A 21,371-nucleotide genomic window follows, 5' to 3' on the forward strand; every position below is an offset into this window, starting at 1 on the left:
AAGAAATGGTGAAGGCCCCCTTCCCGTCCTGCGGTGAAGGAGGCCCCCGCGACGCCCTGAATACGTCCGGGCGCCGAATGTGAGCGGAATCTCACCCGATTGCCGGAAGTTCCCCGCCGCGCAGCCGGCTGCGGGTCCGGCGCCACGCGACCACGATCAGCACCACGAGCCCGATCAACGGCAGGGTGCTGATCGCCCAGCTCACCCCCATCGGCGGTCCCGGCTGCTCCAGCACCGGCAGCGAACGCAGCTCGCCGGTGCCGGACCCGGCGGGGCCGTTGACGGTGAAGCGCAACGTCCAGTCGCCCGGCCGCGGTAGCGACCGGACGTCAAGGCCCCAGACCTCCCGCTTTCGGGGGTGCCGCACGAGCGGCTGGGCGCGCCGCTGCGCACCGCCGGGGCCGAGCATCGAGAGCGTGCCGGACTTGTCCTCGATCCCGCCGTCGGGGATGAAGGTGAAGTCGAGTGACTGCATGGCTTTCAGCGGCCAGGTGCTGAACCCGACCGTCAGCCCGTACGGCCCGGCCTGCACCCGCTCGGTGTGCACGATGTTCACCGGCTCGTAGGCGTTCGCCGGTGCGGCGGTCGCGAACAGCAGCCCGGCGACGGCGGCCAGGGCAAGCAACGTCTTACGCATCAGCGGTTTCCCCCTTCTTCGCGGGCGCCAGCAGGCAGAGCATCCCGCCGAACCGCCACCCGGCGAACCCGCCGAGCAGCCCCAATGCCGCGCTGAGCACGGCGGTCGTCGTCAGGTACCAGGCCGGCGGCAGGTGCGCGCCGGTGTAGAGCAGGGTCCGCTGGACCGGCAGGCTCAGCCCGATCAGCAGCCCGGCGATCCCGCCGGCGACCACGGACACCCGGCCCGCGCGCCACCCCCGGCGCCGGCCGGCGAGGTAGACCAGCTCCATCAGCGCCGCCACCGGCAGCAGGGCCATCGGCGCCAGCGACGGCATCGCCGGCACGCCGGCAACCGCGTCCCGCAGCGGCAGGCCGACCAGGTCGGCGTAAGCCTTCGCCGCCCACGGCGAGAACCACCAGAACACCGCCTGCACGACCGCGACCAGGGCCGCGGTGCCGGCCGCTCCGCCCGGACGGCGGACGAACCCGGCGCCGACGGCGAGCAGCAGCACCGCCATCATCGACGTCCCGATCGCGACGGGGTCGGCGTAGTCGGCCGGCACCTGCTGCAACCCGAGCGCCAGCACCGGGCCGAAGGTGAGCAGCACGGTCAGCGACGCCAGCGTGCCGAGCCGGCCCCAGCGGTGCTCGCGGGCCGCGGCGAACACCGCGGTCGTGCCGATGAGCGACACCGTGATCGACAGCAGCAGCCCGATGTGCGGCGGCGAGTCGATGACCGCGTCGAAGCCGTAGAGCCCGTGCCACCACTGGTCCCACAGGCCGTACAGCAGGAACGTCGCCGCGCCGACGCCGGAGACCAGGTAGCCCAGCGGCGCCGCGAACGTCCGGCCGAAGACGTTGACCACGCGGCCGCCGACCCGCGGGTCGACCGGCCGTCCCGCGCGCCGCGCCGCCGTCGTCAGCAGCACGACGGCGAGGCTCGCCAGGCCGACGACCGCGCTGCCCGCGTACAGGAACAGGTGCGGCAGCGTGAAGAACGTGTCCGGCCCGACGTCGTCGTGCCACTGGATGTCCCAGGTCAGCCCGACCAGTGACAGCAGCGACCCGCCGAGCACGACGTTCGCCGGCAGCAACCCCGTCCGCGCCTGTTTCGCCGCCGACGTGGCGTGCACGCCGGATGCGGTGAGATCCATGCCCCCTCCTTCACTTGACCAATACGGGAAAGACGACCTGCGCGGGCCCGCCGGGGCCGCGCAGGGAAACGGTGATCTCCCACTGCCCGGCCATCGGCAGCCCGACGTCCGCGGCGCGGAAGCGGCCGGGCCCGTCCGGCCCGGCGGGCACCGGCGCCAGCGCGTGCCCCATCTGCGCCATGACCGGCGCGACCGTGACGGCTTCGGGCGCGGGCCCGGTCACCGCCACGGCGAACGTGTTGCCGCCGACGCGCGGCTGGTCCGCGGAGAACTGCACGGTGTAGGGCCCGGAAACCGCTTGCTGCGTGGTGGGTTTCGTGCCGCCGCCGCCCCAGAGCAGCCACGCGACCCCGGCCGCGACGACCAGCGCGACCACGGCGATCAGCACGGTCGGGCGTTTCATCGGCCGGCTCCTGTCGTCGGGACGTCCACCACGGCGGGGACGGTGAGCACGTGGAAGCCGCGTTCGGCCTGCAGCCAGATCCGGTACCGGCCGGGCGCGGCGAAGGTGTAGGTGAAGCTGACGTCCGGGCCGTACGCGGCGACCGTCTCATCAGGACGGTCGAGCTGACCGGCGACGGGCGGGATCATGGCGTGGACGTGCGCCCACGTCGGCGCCTTGGCGGCGCCTTCGCCGGCGGGGCCGGTGAACGGCCCGGTGATGACGAGGTGGCCGAGCATGCCCAGCCACGGCTGCAGGTCCCGGGCGGGAAAGTGCGCGGTGATCGTCGTCGGCGAGCCCGGGGTGATCGTGAGGTCCACCGGGGTGCCGTCGACCGTCCGCGGCCCGGGGCCGGGCGGTTCGGTCGCGGGTGCGGCGGTGCCTTTTATGTCCACCGTGGACCGGGCGAGCTGGACGCCGCCGCCGCGCCGGGCGAGTTCCGCGGCTACGGCGTACGTGCCCGCCTCCGGATCGGCGAGGTGGACGCGGTAGTCGCCGGGGCCGACGCGCACGGGGTGCAGGTGGCTCAGCCGTCCGGAGGGCGAGACCAGCACCAGGTGCACCAGGGCGTTGTCGTGGATCAGCAGGTCGTCGACCGGCCGTCCGGTGGCGCCGTCGGTGAGGCTCAGCCTCAGATCGCCGCGCAGGGCGTCGACGGCGAGGTTCACCGGCGGCCGGGAATAATCCACTGTGGACAGCCGGGCGTTGGCGTACGGGTCGGTGACGTTGTCGAACGTCGGGTCGAGCTGGCTGCCGGGCGCGGGTGGCGGGGGAGTGCTCGCCGACAGCAGTGCGCCGGTGACGGCGACGGCGATCGCCGCGACCGCGCCACCCGCCGGGATCAGCGCGAACGCCGTCCGTTTCGCGCGCACCCCGACGGCGAGGGCGAGCAGCAGGAAAACGCCCGCGGCGACGAACCCGCCGTAGGTCGCCTTTTCCCACGGCGGCACCACCCGGGCGGGCACGAGGAACGGGATCGTCGCCGCGGGCCCGGTGCCGTCGCTCAGCGACAGCTCCCACGGTCCCGGCTTGTCGACTTGGAGATTTCCCGCGTACATCCCGGGTTCGGCGCCGAGGACGACGTCGGTGCGTGAGACCGTGACGCCGTCGGCCGCGGTGGCCAGGTGCAGCGTGCCGGGTGCGGTGCCGCGGTGCGTCACGACGTCGACCCGCAGCGGCGACGGCGTCGTGTCGACCCGCCGGATGATCACGGTCAGTTCGCGGGTGCCGAGCGTCTGCGCCACCTGGACGTCGGTGCCGCTCGGCGCGCCGTCGGCGTGCGCGGTCCCGCCGCCGGCCGCGATCCCCAGGACGGCCAGCAGCATCAGCAGTGCTGCTCTCGATTTGCTCCCCATTGTCGTTCGAACCTAACCGGCACAACCGGTGGCGGGCGTCACGGCGGCGAGGGAAAGCCGGTCCCCAGTCCGGGGGACCGGTGCCCCCGGGAATCTCAGGGCCGCAGGAATCGCCGCAGGTGGGCGACGGTTTCTTCGGGCTGTTCCTCGGGCAGGAAGTGCCCGCAGTCGGCGAGGGCTTCGCCGGTGACGTCGTCCGCGTACTCCCGCCAGATCTCGAGCGTGGGGAGGGTGCCGACCAGGCCGTTCGCGCCCCAGAGCGCGAGAAGTGGCTGGGTGACGCGCTTTCCGGCGGCGAAGTCGGCGTCATCGAGTTCGGCGTCGTCGGGGAAGGAGGCGCGGTAGTCGTCGAAACCGGCCCGGAGCGCTCCCGGCTGGGAGAAGGCGCGGACGTACTCGGCCTGCGCGTCGGCATCGAGGGCGTGGCGCTGGAAGGTCCAGCGTTCGAAGAAGTAACCCAGGTAGGCGGCGATGTTCTGGCCCGCGAGGAGTTCCGGCAGGTCCGGCTGGAGGTGGAAGAGCCAGTGCCAGGACGGCTTCGCGACGACGTCGAGCCGCTGCCACATCGCGCGGGTGGGCACGATGTCGAGCACGGCGAGGCGGTCGACCTGGTCGGGACGGTCGAGGGCCCAGCGGTGGGCGACGCGGCCGCCGCGGTCGTGCCCGGCGACGGCGGTCTTCGCGAACCCGAGGTGGTCGGCGAGCGCGGCGACGTCGGCGGCCATCGTGCGCTTGTCGTAGCCGGACTTCGGCTTGTCGGTGCGGCCGTAGCCGCGCAGGTCGGGGGCGATCACGGTGTGGGTCTCGGCGAGCGGCTCGATGACCTTGCGCCAGCAGTGCGACGTCTGCGGCCAGCCGTGCAGCAGGAACAGCGGCGGCCCGTCGCCGGCGCGGAGGTAGTGCATGCGGATGCCGTTCACGGTGGCCATGTTGTCTAACCGGTTCATAGGGTTAGACGGTAGCGCTGCTTCTAACTGTCTTCAAGGGTTAGAATGAGGACATGGAGTGGGTCTTCGACGGCGGACGGCCGTGCCTCGACCTCGTCAACACGCTGCGCAGCAGGCACGAGGACGGCGTGGAGCTGCTGACGGGCCCGGACGCGCTGGCGGAGTGGCTGTCGCTGGCGGGCTTCACGACGGGCCCGGTCCCGGTGACGGCGGGCAACGTGCTGGCGGCGAAGGCGCTGCGGGAGGCGATCGACCGGGTGCTGCTGCCGCCGGAGGAGCCGTCGGAGATGGACGTCGAGCTGGTCAACAACGCGGCGGCCTCGGCACCGGCACCGCCTCCGCGCCTGGTCCTGACGAGCGACGGCTTGCGCCGCGAGGTCCCGGCCCCGAAGGACCCGGTGGCGGCCGCGTTCGCGGCCCTGGCAGCGGACGCGATCGACCTGGCGACAAGCGACGCGGCGGTCCGCATCTGCGCGGCGGACGACTGTGGCCAGCGCTTCTGCGACGCCTCACCCCGCCGCAACCGCCAGTGGTGTTCGATGGCCCGCTGCGGAAACCGCGCAAAGGCCCGCGCCCACTACGCCCGCACCCTCACCCGCGACTGACCCCCACCGAGATGCCCGTGTCGACTCTCCAATCACGCGTGTCGACTCTCCAATCACGCGTGTCGACCCTCCCGTCACACACGCCGACCCAAGTGGGCGGTCAAAACCTCGGCTTCGCGCCCGGACCGTCCTCCCGTGCCAATACCCGATATACCCGCGGGTGCGCGCGAAACCACACGTTGAGCTTCCCGACCCACCGCATCGGCGCCGTCCGCAACCAGGCCGGGACCACCGCACCCGCCACCCGTACACAACGCGCGAACCGCTCGAACCGCCGCTGGTCCGCGACCGTCCACTCCAGACCCAGCGTCTCGCGCAGCGAAGCCGGCAACGTCGCCCGGATCAGAAACAACTGCCCCCGCTGCACCGACCGCCACCACGAATCCGGCAGCCACTCCACCGGCTTCGGGACCGTCCGGAACGTCTCCAGCAGCGTCTCGATCGTCGGATTCGTCGCGAACCCCGCCACCATCGCGTCGTAATACCGCTCGAACGCCGCCCAGTCCGGCGGCAGATCCTGCTCCCGGACCCCGAGCAGCCGGCCGATGCCGCACATCTGCGCGTAGTACTCCTCCAGCTCCACTTCGGACAGACACACGCCGAAAAACCGTTGTGCGTCAACCGGAGCCTTCACCAGCGTCGCGTGCACCCATGCATAAGCCGCCGGGTCCAAAGCGCTGTAACGGCGTCCGTCCGCGACCCCCGTGAACGTCCGGTGCAAGGACCGCAACCGCGCCGCCTCCACCTGCGCGCCCGCCGTGCCGCCGTACACGTAGATCGACAGCGACGCGACCGTCCGCATCAGGCGCGTCCAGGGGTCCGACCGGTAGTCCGAATGGTCGCGCACGCCCGCCGCGACGACCGGGTGCGCCACCTGCAGCACCAGCACCTGGCCGGCCAGGAGCGCGTCGCGGACGTCGCCGAAGTACCGCCACGCCGCCGTGCCGCGGACGACCGGTGGGGCCATCAAGCGCCGCGGATCAGCATCATCAACGGCTCCGCCACCGGGGTGTCCGTTTCGCCGGTGGCCAGCCGCCGCAGCTGCAACCCGGCGATCAGCGCCACCACCGGGCCGGCCAGCCGCTGCGGGTCCGGCACACCCAACGCGGCCAGGATCGTCACGGCCAGTTCGTCGTACGCCGCGAAGCAGCGCGACGACGCTTCGTGCAGCTCAGGGTCCCGGGCGGACTGCAGGTACAGCTCGTGCGCGCCGAGCTCGTCCGCGCCGAACGGGAGCTGCGCGATCACGCTCTCGACCACCGACGCCGCCTGCTCGACACTCAGGCCCTGCGCCCGGTAGCCGTCGACGATCGCGCCGAGCTTCGCCGTCTCCTCCTCGACGAACATCAGCAGCGCTTCGCGCAGCAACGCCGTCTGGCTCGCGAAGTGGTAGGTCAGGGTGCCGAGGGAGACGCCGGCGGCCGCAACGATCCGGCGGTTCGTCAGCCCGCCCACGCCGTGCTCGCCGACGACCGTCAGCGCGCCGCGCAGGATGGCGTCCCGGGTGCTTACCAGCTTGTCTCGGGATGCCGCTCCGGCCACCGTTCGACCTCTTCCAGTTGCGCGGCAAGCGAAATCAGCCGCTCCTCGGCGTGCGACGGGCCGAGCAGCTGGGCCCCGAGCGGGAGCCCGCCGGCCGTGAGCCCGGCCGGGACGTTGACCCCCGGCCAGCCCAGCACGTTCCACGGCCAAGCGTACGGGCAGGCGGCGATCATGGCCTGGTCGGTCTCCCAGCCGGACAGCCCGTCGAACGTGCCGACCGGCGGCGGCGGGGTCGCGGTCGTCGGCGTCAGCAAGACGTCGACGCGGCCGAACACCGAGCCGATCCGCCGGTGCAGGCCCGGCTCGAGGGCCCGCGCGAGCCGCAGCGCGGGCCCGCCCAGCAGGCGGCCGTGGCCGGCGTTGCTGCGGGTGCGCGGGTCGAGCCCGGTCCGGTCCGGCACCCGCAGCGTCCAGTCGCGGACGCCGGTCAGCGAGCGCGGCAGGAACGTCAGCCCGATCAGCCCGTAGTCCGGCTCGAGCTCGACGATCTCGTGGCCCAGCCCGGCCAGTGACTCGGCGAGCCGGCGCACGGAAGCTTCGACGACCGGGTCGAGCCGGGTTTTGGTGGCGGTGAACGGGATCCGCGTCGACAGCCCGATCCGCAGCCGGCCGGGTTCGCGGGCCGCGGCGGTCTGGAACGTGCTGCCGGTGCCGGCCGCGGCGTCGAGCAGCAGCGCCGCGTCGCCGACCGTGCGGGCCAGCGGGCCGAACACGGTCAGGCCGTGGAACAGCTCGCCGCCGGTCGGGATGCGCCCGCGCTGGGTCTTGACGCCGACCAGCCCGGTCCACGCGGCGGGGATCCGCACCGAACCGGCGCCGTCGGACCCGAGCGCGGCCGCGATGACCCCCGACGCCACCGCGGCCGCGCTCCCGCCCGAAGAACCCCCGGGGGTGTGGCCGGGGTGCCACGGGTTGCGCGTCACGCCGAAGGCCGGGCCTTCGGTGAACGGCCACTGGCCCAGCTCGGGGGTGTTCGTCTTGCCGATGATGACCGCTCCCGCCTCGCGCAGCAGCGCGACGACGGGCGCGTCGGACGTGGCGACCGGGAACTCGCCGGGGCAGCCGAAGGACGTGGGCAGGCCGGTGAGGTCGACGTCGTCCTTGATCGCGATCGGGACGCCGAGCAGCGGCGCGCGGTCCCCGGCGGTGAGCCGCCGGTCCGCCTCGGCGGCTTCGGCGAGGGCGTCCTCGTCGCGCAGGTAGCGGAAGGCGTTGAGCGTGGGCTGGCTCGCCTGCGCGCGCCCGAGCGCGGCCGCGGTGAGCTCGGCGGAGGTGACTTCGCCCGCGGCGAGCAGCGCGGCCTGGGCGGCGAGGCCCGTGAAGTCGAGGCTCATAGCGGTCATGGCGGCCCCCGAAGGTTCTCGTTCGTTCGAACGAACGTTACCCGATGGCTCGGGCTCCGGCCACTGCCGACGAGTTCCGGCGCCCGGCCCGTCTGCCTCTCGACGACCACACGAGGAGAAATCGATGGCTCAGGTACACGCAGGGATGGCCATGTCGCTGGACGGCTTCGTCGCCGACCGCCACGGAGGCACCGCCCGGCTTTCCAGTCCCGCCACGTCCGCCGGCAGCGACCACATGACCGAGCTGATCCGCGAGACCGGCGCGGTCGTCCTCGGCCGCCGGACGTACGCGATGGCGGCGGACCCGGACTGGTACGTCGGCAACTACGAGTTCCAGGTGCCGATCTTCGTCGTCACCCACACGCCGCCGGAGGTGCCGCCGGCGCAGGACGAGCACCTCACCTTCACCTTCGTGACCGACGGGATCGCTTCGGCGGTCACGCAGGCGAAGGCGGCCGCGGGCGACCGGGCGGTCAAGGTGATCGGCGCGAGCACGGTCCGGCAGGCGCTGCGGGCCGGGCTGGCCGACGAGCTGCACGTCGACATCGCCCCGGTGCTGCTGGGCGCCGGGCTGCCGTTGTTCGGCGATCCCGGCCTCGACGGCGTCGCGCTCCGCCGGATAGCCGCTCGCGAAGCCGGCGGGATCACCGAGCTCCGCTTCGAGGTGCTTAACCCCATATAGTGGTTAGAAAGCCGATCCTGGAGGGCCGATGACGTTCGACTTCGCCGGATTCCCCGACGCCGCCCTGGCCGCGATCCCCCGCGTCGACCTGGGCGGCTGGCCGACGCCGTTGCAGGCGGCACCCCGGCTCGGCGAAGCACTCGGCTTGCGGAACCTCTGGCTGAAGCGCGACGACGTGCACCCGATGGGCGCCGGGGGCAACAAGCTCCGCAAGCTGGAGTACCACCTCGGCGCCGCCCGCGAGGCCGGCGCGGACACCGTGATCACCTTCGGCGCGCTGCAGACCAACCACGGCCGGCAGACCGCCGCCGCGTGCGCGAAGCTCGGCCTGCGTTGCGACCTGGTGCTCACCGCCAAGGTCCCGCGCGACGGCGAGGCGTATGAACGCGGCGGCAACCTGCCCCTCGACCGGCTCTTCGGCGCGACCGTCCACGTCTGCGCCGACGGCGAGGAGACCGGCCGCACCTACGACCGCCTGGTCGCCGAAGCCGCCGCCGACGGCCGGAAGGTGGCCACCATCCCGGTCGGCGGCTCCAACGACCTCGGCGCCCTCGGCTACGTCCGCGCCACGCACGAACTCGCGAAACAGCTGGAAGAGCGCGGCATCGAGCGCGCCCACCTGGTCGTCCCGCACGCCAGTGGCGGCACCGCGGCCGGAGTCGCGCTGGGCACCGCACTCCTCAAGAACCTGGGTGTCGGCATCGCCTGCGTCAGCCACCCGCTCGACGAGGCCACGGAGAACCTCCGAGACCTCGTCGACGGCGCGGCCAAGCTTCTCGGCGTCGAACCGCCGTCGCTCGCCCACACGAGAATGGGCGACTCCACGCTCGGCCCCGGCTACGGCATCCCGACCGACGCCGTCTGGAACGCCCTACGGCTCTTCGGGCGCACCGAGGGCGTGGTGCTCGATCCGGTCTACACCGGCAAGGTGGCCGCCGCGCTGATCGAGTGGGCCGGCCACTTCGCCCCGGACGACCACGTGGTGTTCCTGCACACCGGCGGCATGCCCGGCCTGTACGGCTACGCGCCCGAATTCGCGGCGGCCGTCGAAAGCTGACTCGAGCCGGGTCGCCAGCCACAGCAGCGTGCCCAGCAGCGCGATGTCGGCGAGCAGCAGCAGCCGCTGCATGACGCCGATCGGGAAGGCGTCGGAGATCTCGCGGAACGGCTCGATCCCGGCCTCGCTCAACCGCACGAACACGAAACTCAGTGCGAACAGCGCGAACGCTCCCGCGCTCAGCCGGATCGACCGGAGCAGCGCGGCGCGCTCGGGCCGCCCCCGCAGCGCTTCCAGCAGCGAGATCGCCGCGCCAGGCAGGCTGCAGAAGGCGACCAGGCACGCGTAGAGGTGGATTTCGCCGCTCACCGGGTCCGGCGCCTCCGGGTAGCTCGCCGGGAAGATCGCGGCCGCGGCCAGCCCGAGCGCCCACAACGCGAGCAGCAGCCGGGTCGTCCGCGACAGCGGCACCCCGGCGACCTGCAGCGCGCCGAGCACCGCGAGCGACCCGACGGCCAGCGACAGCACACTCGCCGCGAGCATCCCTTCGCCGCGGTCGGTCACCGTGTAGCTCGACAGCGTGTCGTACACCGGGTTGTGCGAGCTGATGATGTGCAGCACCACGGCGGTGAACAGCCCCCACCCGATCGCGCCCAGCGCGACGAGCCGCCACGGTCTGGTGCGTTTCCCCTGTTCGGTCCCCATGCCGTCCAGGTTCCCGTCCGGACGGCACGCCCGTGATCAGGGAAGACCCTGAATTCCCCCGGAGGTGAAGTCGACCAGGACGAGCGCCTGGTCGTCGTGCCGCTTCGGGCGGGGCCAGCGTTCGCCGTCCGGGTCCTGCTTCTCCGCGGTGCGGACGGCGGCCAGCACGGCGTCGGGCCCGTCGGCGCGGGCGGTCGCGAGGACTTCCGGCCAGCCGAACAGCGCGTACTGGTCGACGCCGATGGAAACGCCGTCGCTGGCGAGCAGGACGGCATCGATGTCGGCCCGCCGCCAGCTGCGCCGGACCGAGTGCGCGGCGGCGCCCGGGTCGGCTTCGGCGACCCAGAAGCCGTCGTGGGCGTTGCGCCGGCGCCGGACGTCGGCGCCGGTCTGGAGCATCCCGCGCCGCCGCAGCCGGGCGAGCCGGTCGTCCGAGACGACGTCGACGCCGAAGCCGCCGAAGCCGATCACCGGGCTGTCGGCCAGCACGAGCGCGTCGACGCGGTCGTCGAGCCACCGCACGGCCGCGACCGTGCTGGACGGCGACTGCTGCGGTTGCAGCCGGTTCTCCGCCGTCACCGCGGCGATCGCGCGGGTCAGGACGCCGGTCAGGTCGGCCGCGGGTGCCGCGCGGAGGTCGTCGGCGAGGCGCCTGGCCAGCCGTTCGGCGTACCAGCCGCCCGGGGGCTGCGAGGGGTCCGAAGAGGTGGCGCCGTCGAGGACGAGCACGGCGTTGTCGAGCACGACGACGTGGTCCTCGGTGGGGCGTGGGTGGCCGTCCGCGCCCACCCCGGCCCGTTCGGCGATCGCGATCTCGGGCATCACCCGACTGTACGTCGCCCGTCCGGTGGCTTCGCGCTGAACGTGTCAACCGAAGTTGACATGCGCCGAATGTCAACGTAGGTTGACAGGCATGACGGAAGCGACAGACCTGGCCGCCCGGGCCGGCGACCGCGATCCCCGGGTGGGACTGCGTGCGGTCGCCGCGCTCCGGCGGCTGCTGGAACAACTGGAGGCCGTGCAGGTGCGCAGCGCGCGGGTGCACGGCTGGTCGTGGCAGGAGATCGCCGCCGAGCTGGGGGTCAGCCGGCAGGCCGTGCACAAGAAGTACGGGAGGCACTGATGTTCGAAAGGTTCACGGCGGACGCGCGGATGGCCGTCGTCGAGGCGCAGATCGTGGCGCGGCAGTCCGGCTCGGTGGAGATCGGGCCGGCGCACCTGCTGGCCGGGCTGGTCAAGGCGGACGTCCCGCTGCTCACCGAGCTCGGCGTCTCGGCCGACGACATCGCCGCGGAGCTGGCCCGCACCCGGCGCCGCGGCGGGGTCAGCGACGCCGACGCGGAGGCGCTGACCGAGTTCGGCATCGACGTCGAGCAGATCGTCGAACGCATCGAGCAGACCCACGGCGAAGGCGCCCTCGCCGGGCGGCTGGGCCCGGCCAAGCGCGGGCACATCCCGTTCACCGCGCAGTCGAAGAAGACCCTGGAACTGAGCCTCAAGGAGGCGGTCCGGCTGGGGGACCGGCACCTCGGCCAGGAGCACATCCTGCTGGCGCTGGCGCAGCAGCGCGGCACCGAAGAAGTGCTCGCCCGGCGCGGCGCCGACTACGCGACGCTGCGCCGGGTCGTTCAGGAACGCAAGGCCGGCTGACGGTCGCGCCACACGACCAGCGGCAGCAGGGCCTGGGTCAGCGGGCCGATCGCGAGGGCGTAGAGCACGGTGCCCACGCCGACCTTCCCGCCGAGGAAGAAGCCGGCGACCACCACGGTGACCTCGATCCCGGTGCGCACCAGCCGGACCGACCAGCCGGTGCGCGCCGCGAGCCCGGTCATCAGGCCGTCGCGGGGGCCCGGGCCGAGCCGCGCGCCCACGTAGGTGGCGGTCGCGACGCCGTTGAGCGCGATCCCGCCGGCCAGCAGCGCGATCTGCCAGCCGAGCGCGTGCTGGTCCGGCACGACCGCGCGGACCACGTCGACCACCACGGAGATGACCACGATGTTCGCGATCGTGCCGATCCCGGGCCGCTGGCGCAGCGGGAACCACAGCAGGAGCACGACCACCGAGATCAGGCCCGTCACCGTGCCGAACGTCAGGCCGGTGTGCTTGCGGACGCCGTCGGCCAGCACGCTCCACGGCTCGAGGCCGAGACCGGCCCGGGTGACGAGGGCGACACTGGCGCCGTAGAGGGCGAGCCCGGCCAGCAGCTGGACGCTGCGCCGGGCGGGGTCACGGGTGATCCGGACGGGCCGGAGATCGATCTGAGTCACGTGTCCACTATCGGGGACAGGTGGCCTGGTAAACCATAGCCAATTCTGAGATATTGGCCTGATGGAACCGCTGATCCCGCTGGGTGGACGCATCTCCGGTCCGCGATTGGCCGCCATGCTGGGCTCGTGGCGGCAAGGTGGTTCGCGGCAGGGGGCGGCCGACCTGGCCGCCGCCATCGAGCTGCAGGTGCTGGACGGCCAGCTCCCGCTGGGCACCCGGCTGCCCGCCGAGCGGGAGCTGGCCGACGCGCTCGGAGCGAGCCGCACGCTGATCGGCGCGGCACTGGACCGGCTGCGCGAGAACGGGTTCGTCGCCAGCCGGCGCGGTGCCGGTTCGTGGGTCACCGCACCCGGACGGCGTCGCCGGGACGCCGTCGTGCCGGACGGCGACGACCTGATCGACTTCGCCCACGCGTCGCCGTCGGCCCCGCCCGGGATGATCGCGGCGGTCGACGCGGCCCGCTGCGCGCTCGTCGACCACCTCGGCCAGCACGGCTACCAGGAGCGCGGCCTGCCGGCACTGCGGGAGAAGATCGCCCGGCGCTACACCGAGCGCGGGCTGCCGACGACGGCCGCGCAGATCATGGTCACCAACGGCGCGCACCACGCGTTCGTGCTGGTCCTGCGCATGCTGACCGGGCCGGGCGACCGGGTGCTGGTCGAGCAGCCGACGTACCCGAACGCCCTGGAAGCGATCCGGGCCGCGCACGCCATCCCGGTGCCGGTGGCGCTCGACCCGACCGGCGTTCGCAGCTGGGACATCGCCGGCGTCGACGCGGTGCTGCGCCAGGCGTCACCGCGCCTGGCCTACCTCGTGGTCGACTTCCAGAACCCGACCGGCCTGCGCCTGGACGCCGGGGGCCGCGAACAGCTCGGCGCGGTCCTCGCCCGGGCCCGGACGCCGGTGGTGGTCGACGAGACGCTCGTCGAACTGGACCTCGAAGGCGACCCGCTCGACGGGCCGCCGCCGCTGGCCGCGTTCGCCGGCGACCTGGCGATCTGCGTCGGCTCGGCGTCGAAATCGCACTGGGGCGGCCTGCGGATGGGCTGGATCCGTGCGTCGGAAGACCTGCTCGGCCGGCTGGTTTCGGCGCGCTACGCCGTGGACCTCGGCTCGCCGGTCTTCGAGCAGGTCGTGTTCTCGGAACTGCTGGAGGCTGACGGCTGGGCGGCGCTGGCCCGCCGTCGCGAGGAACTGAGCGTCCACCGCGACGCGCTGGCGGCCGCGGTGGAGAAGCACCTGCCGGACTGGACGTTCACACCGCCGAAGGGCGGCCTGTCGCTGTGGTGCCGGATGCCGGAGCCGGTGAGCTCCCGGCTGGCCGTGGCGGCGGCGAGCCACGGGATCCAGGTGGCCCCGGGCTCCCGCTTCGGGGTCCACGGCGGCCTGGAGCGCTGGATCCGGCTGCCGTTCGCGCTGCCGCCGGAGAAGATCTACGAGGCGATCCGCCGGCTCGGCGCGGCCGAGGCGTCGGTCCGGGGGACACCGGCGTCGCTGGACGTCCCCATAGCGTGAACGAACCGGTGCGCTGGATGCGAGCCTGCTCCCAGGGATGGGCGGCGTTCGGGTGCATCCAGCGCACCGGTTCGTTGTTCCACACCCCCGCTCACGGACGTGACCCCGTTCGCGGGTACCGCGGCTTCCCGGCACCGCCCCTCGACGTGCCGGGAAGCCGGCGGTTCAGGTGCGCTCTCGGTACTGCGAGTCCTCGCTCGGCGCGGTGAGCAAGGGCTCCCGGAGCGCGCCCGGTGTGGGTCCCGGCGTCGCGGGGGCAGCGCGACGCCGGGACCGGGATCCGACCCGGCCGGGCGCGGTCGGCCGGTCGGAAAGACTGGGGTTTCGCATGGGTTTCGCCCCTGGGGGTACGTCGGACGCGCTACGGCGTCACGAGACGTGAAAGAACCACGGATCACGTACTGGAGCAGGGGATTTGTCACGCCTCAACGGCGTGCGAGCGCACCAAGTCGATCTTGGTTTGGGCGCACTTGTCCCCGGCAGCCGGGTGCGGCGTCAGTCCGGGGAGGTGGTGGGCAGGGCGGCTTCCCGGCCCGCGCCGTCGACCTCGTGGTCGCGGCTGGTGCCGATCAGCTTGAGCTGCGTGGTGGTGACGTCGTCGGTGTGGACGGCGAACGTGTGGCGGGCGCCGCCGGGGCCGTCGTGGCCGGGAGCGGCGGTCGGAGCCGGTGCGCTCGGGGCGGTGGTGCCACCGGGCAGGCCGGGCGTGGAGTCGCCGCCACCGTTGCGGGCGTGGGTGCCGGAGTCGCGCGGCTGTTCCCGGACCGCCGCGAGCGCGTCCGCGTGCCGGACGGCCAGGTGCGGGACGGCGACGCGGGTGGTCTGCTGCTGGCCCGCCGCTTCGGCGGTCGCGGCGGTGCCGGCCTGGTCGGCCGTGGCCGTGGCCGGCGCCTCGGTGACGACGGTGGTCACGACGGGGACGGTCGCGGTGACGCCGCCGGAGTTCGAACCGCCGAGCACCGGGTTCAGCAGGTCGTCGAGGGGCAGCAGCACGGGCGCGTCCGGGTTGCTCGCGGACGGCTGGGTAAGCGGTGCGAGCACGGTGTGGGACAGCGTGTCCGTGAGGGCGCCGACGGTGCCCGTGACGGTGGAGAGCGTCCCGCTGACCACGTCCAGGACGCCGCCGACGAGCCCGCCGAGCAGGTCACCGCCGGCCGGAGCGGCCGTCGTGGAGTCCTTTGTGGTCTCGACCGTGCTGCTGACGGCGTTGAGGGTGCCGCCGACCAGGTTGTTCACCAGGCCGCCGCCGGAGGACGACGTGGCCTTCGTGGTGGCGGCCGGCTGGGTGTCCTTTGTGGTCTCGACCGTGCTGGTGACCGCCTTGAGCGTGCCGCCGACGAGCCCGCCGACCAGGCCATCTTCGGAGGATGTGGCCGCCGGCGCCTCGGGGTCCTTTGTGGTCTCGACCGTCGCCGGCGTTTCAGCGGGCTGCGACGTCTCGTCGGCCGGTGCGTCGGCGGTGTCGGTGGTGTCGGCCTTCGGTTGCGCCGGGCACGCGGCGGTGCCGGTCTCGTGGTGGTGCTTGCGGTGCCCGGCCGGCAGGAGCGGCTTCGCGGCGTGGTCCACAGTGGAGACGACGGGGGCTTCGGGGCACCCCGGCGCTTCGGCCGCCGACGCGGAGCCGCTGGTCAGGGCGGCGCCGAGCAGCCAGCCCGCGAGGCTCAGGCCGCCGGCGAACAGGATCTTGGTGGCGGGCCGCTGCAGCGAGGCCGCCCACGGCCGCGGCGTGCGCCCGCGCGCGTACGAGCCGGTTTCACCCGCTGTGAGCGCAGGCCGAGCGGGGCCGCGGCGCACGTACGCCGTGCTGCTCACCGCCACCACCACCGTCCGCGCCTGAGGCTCTCGCTCGAACCTGTTCTTGCTGGGGTCTTTCTCCGGCCAGGTCGCAGTTCCCCCGAGGCTGCACTCGTTCTAGCACCGCTCGGGAGTCTTTCATCTCTCCCGCGTTCGATCCAGCCCGCAAGGCGGAACAGCCCTACCGGGCAATGCATCTGCGGCCGACAAGTTGATCACTCTCAGTGCCGTTCGGGTGCTTCCCTGCGGCCATTCGGAGGAGCGGTGCAAGTTGCAGCCGCCGACGTTGACCTGATGTTTCGCGCGCTTCGATCGCGAGGCGTACCGGTTCGGTCTCGTTCCGTGTGCGCACCGCGGTTTCGGCCGAGTGACCGCAAATACATCCGGGACGGGGGTCGGTCATTGGGCCGAACGGGTTCCGCGTCCGGCTTCGGTTGTGCTGGGCCGAAAACGTTTCCCGCGGGGCTGGTCCGAATCCGGCTGCGGTCCGTGAGCGCGAAGCGGCGCGCCGGCGCCGCCGGAGGGTGTCAAGCGCGGCGAAGCGTCGGCAGGCGGAGGCGCGCGCCGCGGACGTCCGACGGCCTTCGCGTCCGTCGCGGACTGCGTCACGGTGATCGCGCAGCGTGACGACGGACCGTGGCAAGTGGTGGACGCCCGCCGGGCCGGCCCCGGCGCCGTCGCCGCCCTGAGGCGGCCGCGCTCGCCCACGATGCCGCCGCGGAACGGGCCGGGAAAGATCTACTCAAGCCCGGCCGCGGTCGTCAGACCAGTTTGCGCAATCGGGTGATGGCCTCGTCGATCACTTCGTTGCGCTTGCAGAACGCGAAACGCAGCAGGTGTTTCCACTCGTCCGGGTGATCGGTGAAGACCTTCACCGGCACCGCCGCGACCCCGACCCGGCCCGGCAGTTCCCACGCGAGGTCCGCGGCGTCGGCGAAGCCGAGCGGCCGCACGTCGACGCAGACGAAGTAGGTGCCCGCGGTCGGCCGCACGGCGAACCCCGCGTCCGCGAGCCCGGCCGAAAGCCGGTCGCGCTTCTCCTGCAGCGACGCGCGCAGGCCGTCGACCCAGGGCAGCTCGTGGTCGAGCGCGTGCGCGACGGCCGGCTGCAGCGGCCCGCCCGACACGAAGGTGATGAACTGCTTCGCCGCCTTCACCGCGGCGACGAGTTCCGGCGTCGAGCAGACCCAGCCGATCTTCCAGCCGGTGCAGTTGAACGTCTTGCCCGCGCTCGAGATGCTCACCGTCCGCGGCCGCATGCCGGGCAGCGTGACCAGCGGGATGTGCTCCGCGTCGTCGAAGACCAGGTGCTCGTAGACCTCGTCGCAGATCGCGATGAGGTCGTGCTCGACGCACAGCGCGGCCAGCGCTTCCAGCTCGGCGCGGGTGAACACGGTCCCGGTCGGGTTGTGCGGCGAGTTGACCAGGATCGCCCTGGTCCGCGGCGTGACGGCGGCGCGGAGGCCGTCGACGTCGAGGCCGAGCCGGCCGTCCGGGCCCTCGACCAGGCCCACGACCCGCCGCTCGGCGCCGGCCATGGCGACCGCGGCGGCGTAAGAGTCGTAGTACGGCTCGATGACGATCACCTCGTCGCCGGCCTCGGTCAGCGCCAGCAACGCCGCCGCGATGGCCTCGGTCGCGCCCGCCGTGACCAGGATCTCGGTGTCCGGGTCGTAGTCGGTGCCGTAGCGCAGCCGGTGCCGGGCGATCGCGGCCCGCAGCTCGGGCCGTCCGGGCCCCGGCGGGTACTGGTTCGCCCCGCCGAACAGGGCGTTCTTCGCCGCTTCGAGCATCCCGGCCGGGCCGTCGGTGTCCGGGAAGCCCTGGCCGAGGTTGACGGCGTCGTGCCGGACGGCCAGCGCCGTCATCTCGGCGAAGATGGTCGAGGTGAACGGCCGGAGCCGGGGGACGAGAGCAGGTTCGCGCACGATCAGCCATCCTCACGGACAATGGCGATGTGGAGCAACTGACCCCCGCGAAGGTGACGCCCGCCGACCCACCGGGCGGCGCGGCCGGTGAAGAGGAAAAGCGGCGTGCGCTGCGCCGGATGAAGCTGGTCGCGCTGTCGTTCCTGCTCGGCGCCACGCTGGTGTTCCTGCTGACCAGCTGGGCGCAGTCGGCAGGCTGGCCGGGCTGGGTCGGCTACGTGCGGGCCGCGGCCGAAGCCGGCATGGTCGGCGCGCTGGCCGACTGGTTCGCCGTCACGGCGCTGTTCCGGCACCCGCTCGGGCTGAAGATCCCGCACACGGCGATCATCCCGAACAAGAAGGACGCGCTCGGCAACAGCCTCGGCGACTTCGTCGGCTCGAACTTCCTCTCCGAGGAGGTCGTGCGCGACAAGCTCAAGCGCGTCGAGATCGCCCGCCGCCTCGGCGGCTGGCTCGCGGAGCCGGACAACGCCGAGCGCGTGACGTCCGAGCTGGCCACGGCCGTCCGAGCCGCCGTGAAGGTCCTCCGCGACGAGGACATCCAGGCGATCATGGAGCAGGCCGTCGCGCGGCGGATCATCGACAAGCCGTGGGGCCCGCCGCTGGGCAAGATCCTGCAGGGCGTGTTCGCCGACGGCGCGCACCACAAGCTCGTGGACCTGATGTGCGACCGCGCCTACGAGTGGGTCCGCGACAACCACACGACGATGCTGCGCGTGGTGTCGGACCGGGCGCCGAGCTGGTCGCCGAAGTTCGTCGACGAGATGCTCGCGGACAAGGTCTACGGCGAGGTGCTGTCCTTCGCGTGGGCGGTGAAGACCGACGTCAACCACCCGATGCGGCTGGCGCTGGACAAGTTCCTCGGCGAGTTCGCCCAGGACCTGCAGACCAACCCGGACGTGATGGCCCGCGCCGAGCAGGTCAAGGGCCAGATCGTGCACCACGAGGAGGTGCAGCGGCTGATCGGCTCGGCGTGGAGCACGGCGAAGGAAATGCTGCTCACCGCGGCCGAGGACCCGTCGAGCGAGCTGCGCCGGCGCGTCCGGCTCGGGCTCACCTCGCTGGGGCAGCGGCTGATCACCGACGACCAGCTGCGGTCGAAGGCCGACGGCTGGGTCGAGGGGGCCGCCGCGTACCTCGTGAAGAACTACTCACGGGAGATCACCACGATCATCACCGACACGGTCGAGCGATGGGACGCCGAGGAGACGTCCCGCAAGATCGAGCTCCAGGTGGGCCGCGACCTGCAGTTCATCCGGATCAACGGCACGGTCGTGGGTGCCCTCGCCGGGCTCGTCATCTACGCCGTGGCGGAGCTGCTGTTCTGAGGGCCAGTACCTATACCACACCCGGGGGAGTTTCAAACCAGTTGTCCACAGGAAGCTGAGTTATCCCCCGGGTTATCCACAACTTTTCACGGTGATGGCCTAACGGCTGTCCACAACGTGTGGGGGCGGGGCCGCCGGGGGCGTGGATATGTGGTGCTCAGTCCCCAAGTTGTCCACAGCCGATCGAGGGTCCGCCGCTCGGATGAGGGCGTTCAGCCCGCCGCGGCGCGGGCGCGCCAGCCCCGCGCCTTCTCCCGGTTGCCGCAGACGCGCATCGAGCACCACGTCCGCGAGCGGTTGCGCGACTCGTCGTAGAACGCCCACAGGCAGGTGTCGGCGGGGCAGATCTTCAGCCGGATCCAGTCGCCGCGCACCACCAGCCGCGCGCAGGCCGCGAACACCGCGCCGACGACGTCGTCCGCGATAAGCGCCGGGCCGTCCTCGGTCAGGGAGATCCGGGTGCCGACGTCGACGCTGCCGCCGGGCAGCCGCGGGTCGCCGATCGCCGCGCGCAGGGCGTCCCGCGCCGCCTGGGCCTCGGCGGCCGGATTGGCCGTCAACGCGTGCGCGGCCGCCCACCCGTGCCACTGCTCGGGATCTTCGAGCAGGTCAGTGCCCTCTTCGACGTTGACCGTGTTGAGGAACTCCACCACGAGGGAGGCGTCGGTGTGCACTTGCCGAGTGTACGGCGGTTGCCTCCACGCGAGCTAACCCACATAATCGCTTCACTGGTTACTCAGGATCGAAGGGAGCGACGATGAGTGCGGTACCGACCCTGGGTGTGGTGGCCCTCGACTGCCCGGACCCGGTGGCGCTGGCGGAGTTCTACCGCTCGGTGCTGGAGTGGGACGCCCCCGAAGGCGCCGAAGACGGGCACTGGGTGACGCTGGCCAACCCGGCAGGCGGCGCGGGCCTCGCGTTCCAGCGGGTGCCCGACTACCGGCCGCCGGCGTGGCCGTCCGCGGACAACCCGCAGCAGCTGCACCTGGACCTGAACGTCACGGACCTGGAGGCGGCGCACGAGCGCGTGCTCGGCCTGGGGGCGAAGCTGCTCGACGACAAGCCCGAGACGTTCCGCGTCTACGCCGATCCGGTGGGGCACCCGTTCTGCCTGTGCGCCTGCTGACGCGTTTTTGCGTAGGCTCGGCGGTGTGATTTGTCCGAAGTGTCAGAACCAGATGCGGACCGTCGACAAGAACGGCATCCACATCGACCAGTGCGACGGCTGCCGCGGCATCTTCCTGGACCGCGGTGAGCTCGAGGCGATCGTCGGTGCGGAGAGCTCGTTCTACGGGCAGCAGCCGCCGCCCTACCAGGGCGGACACGGCCGTCCCGACTCCCCGCGCCCCTACCGCGGCGGCTACCCGGACTCGCCACGGCCACAACGCGGGTACTCGGACTCGCCACGGCCGTACCGCGGTGGCTACGCGGACTCGCCGCGGCCCCATCGCGGGCACCCGGACTCGCCGCGCCCGTACGGGCACGGGCACCGCAAGCGCAGCTTCCTCGAGAACCTGTTCGACTGAAATGGGTCTCGACCTGCGGATCTGCTCGGCGTGTGGCGAGCTGGCCGAGCGCCCGGCCGTCGCGGGCGCCGTCCTCACGTGCCCCAAGTGCGGGCACGAGCGGCCGTTCCGGAAGCTGCCCCTGTTCGCGCTGACCGGCCCGAGCGGCGCCGGGAAGTCGACGATGGGGCCGCTGCTGGCCGAGCGGTTCGCCGGCGAAGTCGTGCTGCTGGACCAGGACGTCCTCTGGATCGACGCCCTGCGCGACGACGTCACGGCGTTCCGCTCGGTCTGGCTGCGGATGGCGGCGATGCTGCACCAGAACGGCCGCCCGGTCGTGCTGTGCGGGACGGTGGCGCCACCGGAGTTCGAGCCGCTGCCGGAGCGCGCGTTCTTCAGCGACATCCACTACCTGGCGCTGGTCGGGTCGCCGGAGTCGCTGCGGGCCCGGCTGCGGGCGCGGCCGGCCTGGCGCGAGTGGGACGAGCCGCGGATCGACGAAATGCTGGAGTTCAACGACTGGCTGCGGAAGTCGGCGCCGGGCCTCGGCGTCGACGTCTTCGACACCACCGACGTCTCCCGGGAGGCGACGGCCGATCACGCGGAGCGGTGGATCCGCGCGCGGCTGCCCAGGTGAGCCAGG

At 72.7% G+C, this 21,371-nt stretch carries 23 protein-coding genes and 1 pseudogene; 10 read left to right on the top strand and 14 right to left on the bottom strand.

Annotated elements, in window-relative coordinates; all coding sequences use genetic code 11:
* Window positions 1–91 precede the first annotated feature (91 nt).
* From AB0M93_RS30655 to AB0M93_RS30675, 5 genes are all read right to left on the bottom strand, one after another.
* Window positions 92–637, bottom strand: a complete 546-nt coding sequence (locus tag AB0M93_RS30655; RefSeq protein WP_364279460.1) for a hypothetical protein — start codon at window positions 635–637, stop codon at window positions 92–94.
* Window positions 630–1,772, bottom strand: coding sequence for a hypothetical protein (locus AB0M93_RS30660; RefSeq protein ID WP_364279463.1), 1,143 nt, complete (start codon window positions 1,770–1,772; stop codon window positions 630–632). Before AB0M93_RS30660 ends, AB0M93_RS30655 begins: the two co-directional genes overlap by 8 nt.
* A 10-nt stretch (window positions 1,773–1,782) precedes the next feature.
* Complete coding sequence (locus AB0M93_RS30665) at window positions 1,783–2,175, bottom strand: FixH family protein (protein ID WP_364279466.1); 393 nt, start codon at window positions 2,173–2,175, stop codon at window positions 1,783–1,785.
* The gene (locus tag AB0M93_RS30670) at window positions 2,172–3,569 is read right to left on the bottom strand and encodes a hypothetical protein (protein WP_364279469.1); all 1,398 of its coding nucleotides are present in this window, start codon (window positions 3,567–3,569) and stop codon (window positions 2,172–2,174) included. The genes AB0M93_RS30665 and AB0M93_RS30670 overlap by 4 nt, the downstream gene beginning before the upstream one ends.
* 95 nt (window positions 3,570–3,664) lie before the next feature.
* Window positions 3,665–4,516, bottom strand: a complete 852-nt coding sequence (locus tag AB0M93_RS30675) for an alpha/beta hydrolase (protein ID WP_364279472.1) — start codon at window positions 4,514–4,516, stop codon at window positions 3,665–3,667.
* A gap of 53 nt (window positions 4,517–4,569) precedes the next feature.
* Here AB0M93_RS30675 and AB0M93_RS30680 point away from each other — a divergent pair, with 53 nt between their 5' ends.
* Window positions 4,570–5,121, top strand: a complete 552-nt coding sequence (locus tag AB0M93_RS30680; protein WP_364279475.1) for a CGNR zinc finger domain-containing protein — start codon at window positions 4,570–4,572, stop codon at window positions 5,119–5,121.
* Window positions 5,122–5,221: 100 nt separating this feature from the next.
* On the opposite strand, the gene AB0M93_RS30685 is transcribed toward AB0M93_RS30680, so the two are convergent.
* The 3 genes from AB0M93_RS30685 to AB0M93_RS30695 are packed head-to-tail and all read right to left on the bottom strand — an operon-like array spanning window position 5,222 to window position 8,006.
* The gene (locus AB0M93_RS30685) at window positions 5,222–6,088 is read right to left on the bottom strand and encodes an oxygenase MpaB family protein (RefSeq protein WP_364279477.1); all 867 of its coding nucleotides are present in this window, start codon (window positions 6,086–6,088) and stop codon (window positions 5,222–5,224) included.
* Window positions 6,088–6,663 carry a TetR family transcriptional regulator gene (locus AB0M93_RS30690; protein WP_364279480.1) on the bottom strand — a complete coding sequence of 192 codons (576 nt, stop codon included), beginning with the start codon at window positions 6,661–6,663 and terminating at the stop codon, window positions 6,088–6,090. Before AB0M93_RS30690 ends, AB0M93_RS30685 begins: the two co-directional genes overlap by 1 nt.
* Window positions 6,630–8,006, bottom strand: coding sequence for an amidase (locus tag AB0M93_RS30695; RefSeq protein ID WP_364279483.1), 1,377 nt, complete (start codon window positions 8,004–8,006; stop codon window positions 6,630–6,632). Before AB0M93_RS30695 ends, AB0M93_RS30690 begins: the two co-directional genes overlap by 34 nt.
* 124 nt (window positions 8,007–8,130) lie before the next feature.
* Here AB0M93_RS30695 and AB0M93_RS30700 point away from each other — a divergent pair, with 124 nt between their 5' ends.
* Entirely contained in the window at window positions 8,131–8,688 is a 558-nt protein-coding gene (locus AB0M93_RS30700) for a dihydrofolate reductase family protein (protein ID WP_364279486.1), read from the top strand.
* Window positions 8,689–8,716: 28 nt separating this feature from the next.
* On the top strand, window positions 8,717–9,745 hold the full coding sequence (locus tag AB0M93_RS30705; protein WP_364279489.1) for a D-cysteine desulfhydrase family protein: 1,029 nt from the start codon (window positions 8,717–8,719) through the stop codon (window positions 9,743–9,745).
* A 78-nt stretch (window positions 9,746–9,823) separates the two neighbouring features.
* On the opposite strand, the pseudogene AB0M93_RS30710 reads toward AB0M93_RS30705, so the two are convergent.
* Both AB0M93_RS30710 and AB0M93_RS30715 read right to left on the bottom strand, forming a co-directional pair.
* Window positions 9,824–10,390: pseudogene (locus AB0M93_RS30710) on the bottom strand (DUF998 domain-containing protein); the annotation flags it as partial.
* A gap of 36 nt (window positions 10,391–10,426) precedes the next feature.
* Entirely contained in the window at window positions 10,427–11,212 is a 786-nt protein-coding gene (locus AB0M93_RS30715) for a protein phosphatase 2C domain-containing protein (RefSeq protein ID WP_364279492.1), read from the bottom strand.
* Between the two features lie 91 nt (window positions 11,213–11,303).
* Between AB0M93_RS30715 and AB0M93_RS30720 the strand changes: the two genes are divergently transcribed.
* Together AB0M93_RS30720 and AB0M93_RS30725 are read left to right on the top strand one after the other, a co-directional pair.
* A complete protein-coding gene (locus tag AB0M93_RS30720) occupies window positions 11,304–11,513 on the top strand; it encodes a sigma factor-like helix-turn-helix DNA-binding protein (RefSeq protein WP_004559389.1) in 210 nt (69 codons plus the stop codon).
* On the top strand, window positions 11,513–12,040 hold the full coding sequence (locus tag AB0M93_RS30725) for a Clp protease N-terminal domain-containing protein (protein WP_364279495.1): 528 nt from the start codon (window positions 11,513–11,515) through the stop codon (window positions 12,038–12,040). Before AB0M93_RS30720 ends, AB0M93_RS30725 begins: the two co-directional genes overlap by 1 nt.
* Here the strand turns inward: AB0M93_RS30725 and AB0M93_RS30730 are convergent.
* Window positions 12,019–12,657 (bottom strand): hypothetical protein, encoded by a 639-nt coding sequence (locus tag AB0M93_RS30730; protein WP_364279498.1) that lies wholly within the window; start codon window positions 12,655–12,657, stop codon window positions 12,019–12,021. The genes AB0M93_RS30725 and AB0M93_RS30730 overlap by 22 nt on opposite strands.
* Before the next feature lie 61 nt (window positions 12,658–12,718).
* Here AB0M93_RS30730 and AB0M93_RS30735 point away from each other — a divergent pair, with 61 nt between their 5' ends.
* Window positions 12,719–14,173 (top strand): PLP-dependent aminotransferase family protein, encoded by a 1,455-nt coding sequence (locus AB0M93_RS30735; RefSeq protein ID WP_364279501.1) that lies wholly within the window; start codon window positions 12,719–12,721, stop codon window positions 14,171–14,173.
* Window positions 14,174–14,668: 495 nt separating this feature from the next.
* Here the strand turns inward: AB0M93_RS30735 and AB0M93_RS30740 are convergent, their stop codons facing one another.
* Window positions 14,669–15,985 (bottom strand): hypothetical protein, encoded by a 1,317-nt coding sequence (locus AB0M93_RS30740; RefSeq protein ID WP_364279504.1) that lies wholly within the window; start codon window positions 15,983–15,985, stop codon window positions 14,669–14,671.
* A gap of 743 nt (window positions 15,986–16,728) precedes the next feature.
* The gene (locus AB0M93_RS30745) at window positions 16,729–17,895 is read right to left on the bottom strand and encodes a pyridoxal phosphate-dependent aminotransferase (RefSeq protein ID WP_364279506.1); all 1,167 of its coding nucleotides are present in this window, start codon (window positions 17,893–17,895) and stop codon (window positions 16,729–16,731) included.
* Between the two features lie 29 nt (window positions 17,896–17,924).
* On the opposite strand from AB0M93_RS30745, the gene AB0M93_RS30750 reads away from it, so the two are divergent.
* Window positions 17,925–19,223: a DUF445 domain-containing protein gene (locus tag AB0M93_RS30750; protein ID WP_364279509.1), complete on the top strand. Its 1,299-nt coding sequence runs from the start codon at window positions 17,925–17,927 to the stop codon at window positions 19,221–19,223.
* Window positions 19,224–19,435: 212 nt separating this feature from the next.
* On the opposite strand, the gene AB0M93_RS30755 is transcribed toward AB0M93_RS30750, so the two are convergent.
* On the bottom strand, window positions 19,436–19,897 hold the full coding sequence (locus AB0M93_RS30755; RefSeq protein ID WP_364279511.1) for a CGNR zinc finger domain-containing protein: 462 nt from the start codon (window positions 19,895–19,897) through the stop codon (window positions 19,436–19,438).
* Between the two features lie 83 nt (window positions 19,898–19,980).
* Here AB0M93_RS30755 and AB0M93_RS30760 point away from each other — a divergent pair, with 83 nt between their 5' ends.
* The 3 genes from AB0M93_RS30760 to AB0M93_RS30770 are packed head-to-tail and all read left to right on the top strand — an operon-like array spanning window position 19,981 to window position 21,365.
* Entirely contained in the window at window positions 19,981–20,349 is a 369-nt protein-coding gene (locus tag AB0M93_RS30760; RefSeq protein ID WP_364279514.1) for a VOC family protein, read from the top strand.
* A 7-nt stretch (window positions 20,350–20,356) separates the two neighbouring features.
* Entirely contained in the window at window positions 20,357–20,749 is a 393-nt protein-coding gene (locus AB0M93_RS30765) for a zf-TFIIB domain-containing protein (protein ID WP_364279517.1), read from the top strand.
* Between the two features lies 1 nt (window position 20,750).
* Window positions 20,751–21,365, top strand: coding sequence for a nucleoside kinase (locus tag AB0M93_RS30770; protein ID WP_364279520.1), 615 nt, complete (start codon window positions 20,751–20,753; stop codon window positions 21,363–21,365).
* Window positions 21,366–21,371: the final 6 nt, after the last annotated feature.

Origin of the sequence: Amycolatopsis sp. NPDC051102 (assembly GCF_040682815.1) — a bacterium.
Classification (GTDB): Bacteria; Actinomycetota; Actinomycetes; order Mycobacteriales; family Pseudonocardiaceae; genus Amycolatopsis.

Bases quoted from the DNA above. Each gene is read 5' to 3' on its own strand.
- AB0M93_RS30655 (WP_364279460.1), bottom strand. From the start codon at position 637: ATGCGTAAGACGTTGCTTGCCCTGGCCGCCGTCGCCGGGCTGCTGTTC.
- AB0M93_RS30660 (WP_364279463.1), bottom strand. From the start codon at position 1,772: ATGGATCTCACCGCATCCGGCGTGCACGCCACGTCGGCGGCGAAACAG.
- AB0M93_RS30665 (WP_364279466.1), bottom strand. From the start codon at position 2,175: ATGAAACGCCCGACCGTGCTGATCGCCGTGGTCGCGCTGGTCGTCGCG.
- AB0M93_RS30670 (WP_364279469.1), bottom strand. From the start codon at position 3,569: ATGGGGAGCAAATCGAGAGCAGCACTGCTGATGCTGCTGGCCGTCCTG.
- AB0M93_RS30675 (WP_364279472.1), bottom strand. From the start codon at position 4,516: ATGAACCGGTTAGACAACATGGCCACCGTGAACGGCATCCGCATGCAC.
- AB0M93_RS30680 (WP_364279475.1), top strand. From the start codon at position 4,570: ATGGAGTGGGTCTTCGACGGCGGACGGCCGTGCCTCGACCTCGTCAAC.
- AB0M93_RS30685 (WP_364279477.1), bottom strand. From the start codon at position 6,088: ATGGCCCCACCGGTCGTCCGCGGCACGGCGGCGTGGCGGTACTTCGGC.
- AB0M93_RS30695 (WP_364279483.1), bottom strand. From the start codon at position 8,006: ATGACCGCTATGAGCCTCGACTTCACGGGCCTCGCCGCCCAGGCCGCG.
- AB0M93_RS30700 (WP_364279486.1), top strand. From the start codon at position 8,131: ATGGCTCAGGTACACGCAGGGATGGCCATGTCGCTGGACGGCTTCGTC.
- AB0M93_RS30705 (WP_364279489.1), top strand. From the start codon at position 8,717: ATGACGTTCGACTTCGCCGGATTCCCCGACGCCGCCCTGGCCGCGATC.
- AB0M93_RS30715 (WP_364279492.1), bottom strand. From the start codon at position 11,212: ATGCCCGAGATCGCGATCGCCGAACGGGCCGGGGTGGGCGCGGACGGC.
- AB0M93_RS30720 (WP_004559389.1), top strand. From the start codon at position 11,304: ATGACGGAAGCGACAGACCTGGCCGCCCGGGCCGGCGACCGCGATCCC.
- AB0M93_RS30725 (WP_364279495.1), top strand. From the start codon at position 11,513: ATGTTCGAAAGGTTCACGGCGGACGCGCGGATGGCCGTCGTCGAGGCG.
- AB0M93_RS30735 (WP_364279501.1), top strand. From the start codon at position 12,719: ATGGAACCGCTGATCCCGCTGGGTGGACGCATCTCCGGTCCGCGATTG.
- AB0M93_RS30760 (WP_364279514.1), top strand. From the start codon at position 19,981: ATGAGTGCGGTACCGACCCTGGGTGTGGTGGCCCTCGACTGCCCGGAC.
- AB0M93_RS30770 (WP_364279520.1), top strand. From the start codon at position 20,751: ATGGGTCTCGACCTGCGGATCTGCTCGGCGTGTGGCGAGCTGGCCGAG.